Below are 6,796 nucleotides of genomic sequence, written 5' to 3' on the forward strand. Positions count from 1 at the left end.
CCTGTATGCGAAATTGTTCTTTTTCATCCTCGGTCATCTCAAGTGGAACGCCGTGCAATGTGTCTACAATATAGGACGAAATTTTAGCGAAGTGCTCGTCAAAATCAGTGGTATTCAAATTTTCTTCCTGATTCACTTCACTCTGCATGTACGGTCACCTCACTTTCCTTTTTTTTAGGCATAAACCAATAAAACATAACACAAAATGCTAAAGCAAACACAACACCAAAAACATTTTGACTCACTCTAAGACTAACCGCTCCTTGTAGTCCATATGTCTCTGCAGCAATGGCTAAAGCACCAAATGTGTTAAATACTGCCTGCCAGCCATATTGTGCTGAAAATCCTACACCGATTCCACCAAGAATTCCTATATATGCATAGATTGACGAAGGAAGCAGAAAATATAATACTGTAAAACATATAACACCTGCAATATTTCCGACAATCCTTTTACGGACTCTGTAGTGCATATCTTCCATAGACGGCAAAATCACGGACATGGCCGCAATACCAGCCCACATTGCACGTGGCATATTACAAAGTTCTGCAATGCAAAGGACAATCGGTACGCATAAAATCTGACATATCTGCCATTTTGTTCTGGAAGAAGTGATATCAAATTCTTGTATCAGATCTTTCAGATTTCTTTTATAAGTTCTGTTTTTATGATTTCGATAAAATACGAAGCAGGTAAGTGCTGCACCTAAAGCCATTCCGACTAATCGCATCTGATAGCTTTTTCCCGTAACATCATAACCATATAGCAGCAGATACCCAAGAACCAATGTAGATTGATTAAACATGGATGGATTATGGCATCCGAACAGAATCAACACAGCCAGTGCCGCAATATTTAACAGCATTCCCAATACCGGTGAAAACTGATTTGCTAAATGCGGACATACAGTCATAATTACAAAGAACAAAGCCAAAAGCATCGTAGATTGTCCGGTGTGGATCCCCAGATCCGCATTCCTAAACACCATGAGACATAATAAGACTACTACACCTACAATGCTGTTCTCATTTCCAAATAGGATGCTGAAAATACTAACAAAGAAAAAACAAAATGCCATTGTAGCAGCTATCTTCACCAGATATACCCACATATGATATAGTTTTTCTTTTAGTGTTTCACTCTTTTTCAACAGGTTTTTAGAACCTGCCTGATTTAACTGCAACTCCTGATAAAATGTCATATAAATCCTCCCATATTCTAATTTATCTTAAAACTAGATAATCTCATCTTTCTGCTTTGGCAGCTCTATAACAAATCTGCATCCACCATATTCACGGTTTTCTGCTTTGATTGTTCCTCCGGCACTATCTACAATCCGTTTTACAAGTGCAAGACCTAGGCCATTTCCTTCTGCTTTATGAGATCCATCTACCTGATAGAACTTGTCAAATATTCTGGATTTTACATCATCCTCTATTCCTGGTCCTTCATCTTCCAGAATGAACTTAACAGAATCCTGTTCTTGTTTCAGAAACATCGTAATTGTCCCCTTTGAAGGGCTGAACTTAATCGCATTATCTAAAAGATTTATCCAGATATGCATAAAAAGTCCTTCATTCGCAGTATATTTAACTTCCTCCAATTCTACCTGAAAACCAATTTCTTTTTCTGTCCATTTTGTTTCCAATGAAAGAACTGCCTGGCGGATCTGTTCATCCAGACGATATTCTGTTTTTTTCATTGGTATATTCTGATTCTCTAACTTGGATAACAGCAAAATATTACCAACCAATCCGGAAAGTCTTTGGGTGTTAAATAAGATTTTTTCTACATATTCCTCTTGATCCGGAGACAGTTCTTCTCCCTGAAGCAGCATTGTATATCCTTCAATGGCATTAATCGGGGTCTTAAACTCATGAGAAACATCAGATACAAAATCCATCTGCAGCACCTCTGTTGCACGAAGTTCTTTTGTCATAACGTTAAAACTTTGATAAGATTCTCCAACTTCTGCTATACGGCTATTCGTTTCCAAATGCTGTTCAAAATCTCCCCGAGAAACTTCCTTCATTGCTTTACTAAGTCTTGTAATTGGTTCCAGTAACTTTGCATTAATAAAGGAAGTGATCAGCCCTGCAATCAATGTATTGAAAATCAAAAGCCAGCCAAGCACAGGTATGCTGCCCGGCAGATTAAAAAAATGATTCAAAAAAGCAAATAATAAAGCAGATATGACTGTTGAAAATACAAGTGCCAGCCAGATTGCACCAGTCAGACAGGATCGGATCCGCAATCCTTTTTCTTTCTTTTGTTCCATTATTTTTTCACCACCTTGTATCCAATTCCACGCATTGTTACGATTTCAAAATCAGGGTTATCTTTAAAACGCTCTCTGATTCTTCCTATATGTACCTCTATCGTATGTGGGTCTGCCTCCGTCTCGTATCCCCATACTTCATCCATCAACTGTTGTTTTGTAAATATTCTGCCTGGCGAAGCTGCAAGCTTATATAAAAGCAGGAATTCTTTTTTAGGCAAAACAAGACTTTCCTTATCAGTTGTAACCGTCATTGCATCATAATCAAACTCTGTTGAACCGATCACAATTTTGTGTTCATTCAGTATCTGTGCACGGCGAAGCAGTGCTCCGACTCTTAAAACCATTTCATTCACATTTACCGGTTTTACCATATAATCGTCACTTCCCGAAAGAAATCCCTGGCGCATATCCTCAAAGGAACCTTTCGCAGTGATCATAAGTACAGGTATCTGATATCCTGCTGAACGGAGTTCCGACACCAGTTCATAACCATCCATAACCGGCATCATAATATCAGAAATGATCAGATCAATATATTCCTTAACCAATACTTCTAATGCTTGTGCTCCATCCGATGCACTTTTGACTTGATATCCATTCTTCTCAAGCACTTTTTGGAATAGCTGGCTTAATTCTTTATCATCTTCTACAATCAATATTTGAAACACGTTTTCCTTCCTCCTTATTAAAACAGATACCTTGCCCATCCAAGCAGATGCTGTACCAAAAATATTTTTCTCTGACGTTTCTTTGTTAATTCGATTGGCTCTACATGATATGGATCACGATAGGTTCCATCTTCCAATACCTGGCGGGACACTCTTTCATAGTCCATCATGCCCTCTTCCAACTGTTTATTAATATCTTTACTGCGAATTACAAGCATCAGTTCCGTATCCAGATATGCACTTCTCATGTCCATATTAAAGGAACCGATTACAGACAGATCATCGTCAATCAGAATACTTTTTCCGTGGTATGAATAACCGCCTTCATATTCCCAGATATTAATTCCTGTACTTAAGATTCTATTTCTGTTTTTCGCATAATCGGCAGCCCCAAATGGATTCCCATTATTCGCAACTGAATTTGTCATGATAGAAAAATCTGAAACGTTCTCTGCAATCTCCTCCCATGTATTATACATCATATCATTACAGATAATATATGGCGTGTGGATCTTCACACGATTTTTTGCATTTTTCATCAATTCTCCCAACTGATACCACACTACTGGTTCTTTGGAACCTGTGTGAATAGGATTTGACACTAATGCAATCTTTTCTGTCTCAAAAGTTTCGTCCGTGTAATCGGTATCGCAGATTCTTTCCTTATTCTCTTCAAAATATTTCTGATAGCCGTTCTTCAGCTCTAAAACTGCGTTCTTTACAGATTTTCTATTTGCCAGTTTTTTATTGTCATGAAAATAATCACTGTCTTCTTGTTCCCATATCGTTTCAAAATACTCTAACAACTGGCTAACTGAATTTTCTTTCTCAGGTTCATCGCAAACCACTAACACGTCTCTGTCATAGTTCTTATGTCCCGGAAAATCACCCAGGAAATAATTGTATGTATTTCTTCCCCCAAGAATATATCTCTTTCCATCTGCAATCAAATATTTATCATGCATTCTACCCATTATTTTCCACGGTTTCAACGGATTGGCCTTATTATACAGTTTAATTTCAACATTCTCATGGGAAGATAATCCATAGAAATACGGATTTCCTTCCATATCAAGCCAGCTCTCCATTCCATCTACTAACAGACGAATATGTACACCTCTGTCTGCCGCATCATGCAGTGCTCCTAAGATCAATTTTCCACTTTCATCGGATTGAAATGCAAAAGTAGAAAGAATAATTTCCTTTTTTGCATTCTTGATCAAACGCACTCTTTGTAAAAGCGCTTCTGGATTCTTTTCTATGATTACTGCCCGTTCTGTATTTTCACTGCATTTGTTCCATGACCCATTTTTTGTTTCTTTTTTGGTTGTATTGGACACTTCCGGCTGCTTTTTATATGCAACGCAGATTCCGAGCAATTCATAAAAAGCCACACATAAAAAAATTGCCAGTATAACAAGAAGGATTTTACATATTTTATGCTTTTTCATTGTACATCACCTGATTTCTTTTTATTTCTTATTCTTATTCATTAGCAATACAATACAATAGAAAACTCAATTTAACCTCAACAAGGTTTGTTTTTTCATCCATGCAAAATCTTCTTTGTACAACAGACTGTTAGATATAGCAAAAACGGCCTTTCAAAAACAGTTAACTTCTAAATCAACTGTTTTTTGAAAGGTCGTTTCATCAGATTCTTATAGCAATCCAGCAAATAATCTCATAAATAATTGTCCCAGTCGCAAATATGCACTTCGTCCGGTTTGATATTGGTCTGTCACATCACGACATTCTCCCATCGTTCTTATCAGATCATTTTTTATTTCCACAACTGCCTGACAATCTGCCATAAAACAGCCGTTTTCAAAATGGTGATATAAACTTCGATAATCCAAATTAATTGTTCCACAAGTTGCCATACAGTCATCTGCCACACTCATTTTTGCATGACAGAAACCAGGAGTCCACTCATAAACACGAACACCATGTTTAACTAATCCATGATAAAAAGAACGAGTTACATTATAAATGAATTTTTTATCAGGGATACCAGGTGTGATAATTCTTACGTCTACCCCTCGCTTAGCAGCCAGACATAACGCATGCGTCATTTCATCTGTTATGATTAGATATGGAGTCATAAACCAACAATATTTTTCAGCTTTATTTATCATACTGATATAAACTTCTTCTCCGACCTGCTCATTATCCATAGGACTGTCTGCATAAGGCTGAACAAAACCTGTTTGCTGTGCTTTATAATCGTAATGAATAATGTATTTACTAAAATCAGTATCATTCGTAGCTTTTTCACTAACAGCATTCCACATTTCTAAAAATGTCACTGTAAGCGACTGAACAGCATCTCCTTCTAAACGAATACCTGTATCTTTCCACTGTCCATACGGGTGTGTGTAATTAAAATATTCGTTTGCTAGATTATATCCACCTGTAAATCCGACTTTTCCATCAATAACTGTTATTTTTCTATGATCACGATTGTTCAAAAACAGATTTAAACCTGGCATAAACGGATTGAATACACGGCAATGAATTCCTATTGTCTCCATTTTTTTCACAAAATCTGTGTTAATAAAGCCTATAGAACCCATATCATCGTAGAATACTCTAACTTCCACACCTGCTTTTACTCGCTCTTCCAGAACATCTTGAATCTTATGCCATGCTTCAGCGTCTTCTATCGCATGATATTCCATAAAGATAAACTTTTGTGCTTTCTCCAAATCCTTAAGCTGTGCCTCTAATCCTTTCACTGCTTCATCAAAATACACAATATCCGTATTCTGATAGATTGGATACTGCGAATTTCTTTGTATGTAACTTGCTATATTTCCTGCTTTCGGAATTGTTTCTTTTATTCTGCTCAAACACTCCTGACTGTCCGGAAGCATTGGTAACAATTTGCTATCAATTTCTGCATACCGCTCACGCATTTTATGTGTGCCACCATTCAAACCAATCAACAAATACAGGCCTACACCCATAATTGGGAAAATTAGAATTAAGATGACCCAAGGCATTTTCATAGAGGATGTCTTATTTGATGCGTACAATCCCAAAACCAAGATCCCACTCAAAATCCTTGTAAATAAATTTATGACTTCTGCATATTCATTCAAGCGTGTTACGATAGTAATAATAAAAATCACTTCCAGAAGAATGCAGATTATGGAAAAACACAGCCGTTTTACCCCATTTTTTGTTTTTGCTTTGCCCTCTAAAGTATCTTGTTTCATATATATTCCGCCTTCCTACTTGCTCAGTTTTCTCCCTAAATTTCGTGGAACATACCAATTTTGTCTTTTATTCTCTGCATTTCATTACACCGGACTGGATAAGTTTGGTGCGGATGTCCTCATACAGTGAAATAATTTGATACTTACAAGTATATTCCAAATAGTCAGAATTGCAATAGGTAACCTGAGCTGTTTTCAACTGCCAAGGCAAATCTTATTCGGTATGCCCGAAGATCGTCGCAAATGTATTCCTTCAATGGTAACAATCATGGAGATTACTGTTTATCTGGAGATTACCAAAGGATAAATAGAAGCAGTATTAAAGCCGTTCACCACGCAGATTTTCCAGCGTGGCGAACGGCTTTTTTGCTGCCCCTATATTTACAGGTAGGAGGAATCAAAGAAGTCTTTTAGTGTAATTTCCAAACCCAGACAGATTCTTTCAATCGTCTCTACGCTTAACTGGCCTCCCCGACGAGCAGTGGTTTGGATCGTGGAATACGATATTCCGCATTTCTTTGCCAACACACACAGATTCATATCACGCGCTTGCATCAAATCCTGAACACGCTTGATCGTATCCACGAAAATCCCTCCCATCTTTTTAGTTCAAAACTTTTCCAAC

The 6,796-nt window shown here is 37.3% G+C and carries 6 protein-coding genes; all 6 read right to left on the reverse strand.

Features of this window, described 5'->3' with window-relative positions; genetic code table 11:
• Positions 1-137: 137 nt before the first annotated feature.
• The gene (locus QZL71_RS12560; RefSeq protein ID WP_015536754.1) at positions 138-1,202 is read right to left on the reverse strand and encodes an FUSC family protein; all 1,065 of its coding nucleotides are present in this window, start codon (positions 1,200-1,202) and stop codon (positions 138-140) included.
• A gap of 33 nt (positions 1,203-1,235) precedes the next feature.
• The gene (locus QZL71_RS12565; protein WP_005929825.1) at positions 1,236-2,279 is read right to left on the reverse strand and encodes a HAMP domain-containing sensor histidine kinase; all 1,044 of its coding nucleotides are present in this window, start codon (positions 2,277-2,279) and stop codon (positions 1,236-1,238) included.
• Positions 2,279-2,989, reverse strand: a complete 711-nt coding sequence (locus tag QZL71_RS12570; RefSeq protein ID WP_294649046.1) for a response regulator transcription factor — start codon at positions 2,987-2,989, stop codon at positions 2,279-2,281. The genes QZL71_RS12565 and QZL71_RS12570 overlap by 1 nt, the downstream gene beginning before the upstream one ends.
• A complete protein-coding gene (locus tag QZL71_RS12575; protein WP_294649049.1) occupies positions 2,968-4,401 on the reverse strand; it encodes a phospholipase D family protein in 1,434 nt (477 codons plus the stop codon). The genes QZL71_RS12570 and QZL71_RS12575 overlap by 22 nt, the downstream gene beginning before the upstream one ends.
• Before the next feature lie 210 nt (positions 4,402-4,611).
• Positions 4,612-6,171 (reverse strand): cardiolipin synthase, encoded by a 1,560-nt coding sequence (cls, locus tag QZL71_RS12580; RefSeq protein WP_005921174.1) that lies wholly within the window; start codon positions 6,169-6,171, stop codon positions 4,612-4,614.
• Positions 6,172-6,552: 381 nt separating this feature from the next.
• On the reverse strand, positions 6,553-6,756 hold the full coding sequence (locus QZL71_RS12585; RefSeq protein ID WP_249253785.1) for a helix-turn-helix domain-containing protein: 204 nt from the start codon (positions 6,754-6,756) through the stop codon (positions 6,553-6,555).
• Positions 6,757-6,796 lie beyond the last annotated feature (40 nt).

This window comes from uncultured Faecalibacterium sp., from assembly GCF_900066275.1.
Classification (GTDB): domain Bacteria; phylum Bacillota; class Clostridia; order Oscillospirales; family Ruminococcaceae; genus Faecalibacterium; species Faecalibacterium taiwanense.

Excerpts from the sequence above, each read along its gene's own strand:
- QZL71_RS12575 (WP_294649049.1), bottom strand. The coding sequence starts at position 4,401 with ATGAAAAAGCATAAAATATGTAAAATCCTTCTTGTTATACTGGCAATT.
- QZL71_RS12560 (WP_015536754.1), bottom strand. The coding sequence starts at position 1,202 with ATGACATTTTATCAGGAGTTGCAGTTAAATCAGGCAGGTTCTAAAAAC.
- QZL71_RS12565 (WP_005929825.1), bottom strand. The coding sequence starts at position 2,279 with ATGGAACAAAAGAAAGAAAAAGGATTGCGGATCCGATCCTGTCTGACT.
- QZL71_RS12570 (WP_294649046.1), bottom strand. The coding sequence starts at position 2,989 with ATGGGCAAGGTATCTGTTTTAATAAGGAGGAAGGAAAACGTGTTTCAA.
- cls (WP_005921174.1), bottom strand. The coding sequence starts at position 6,171 with ATGAAACAAGATACTTTAGAGGGCAAAGCAAAAACAAAAAATGGGGTA.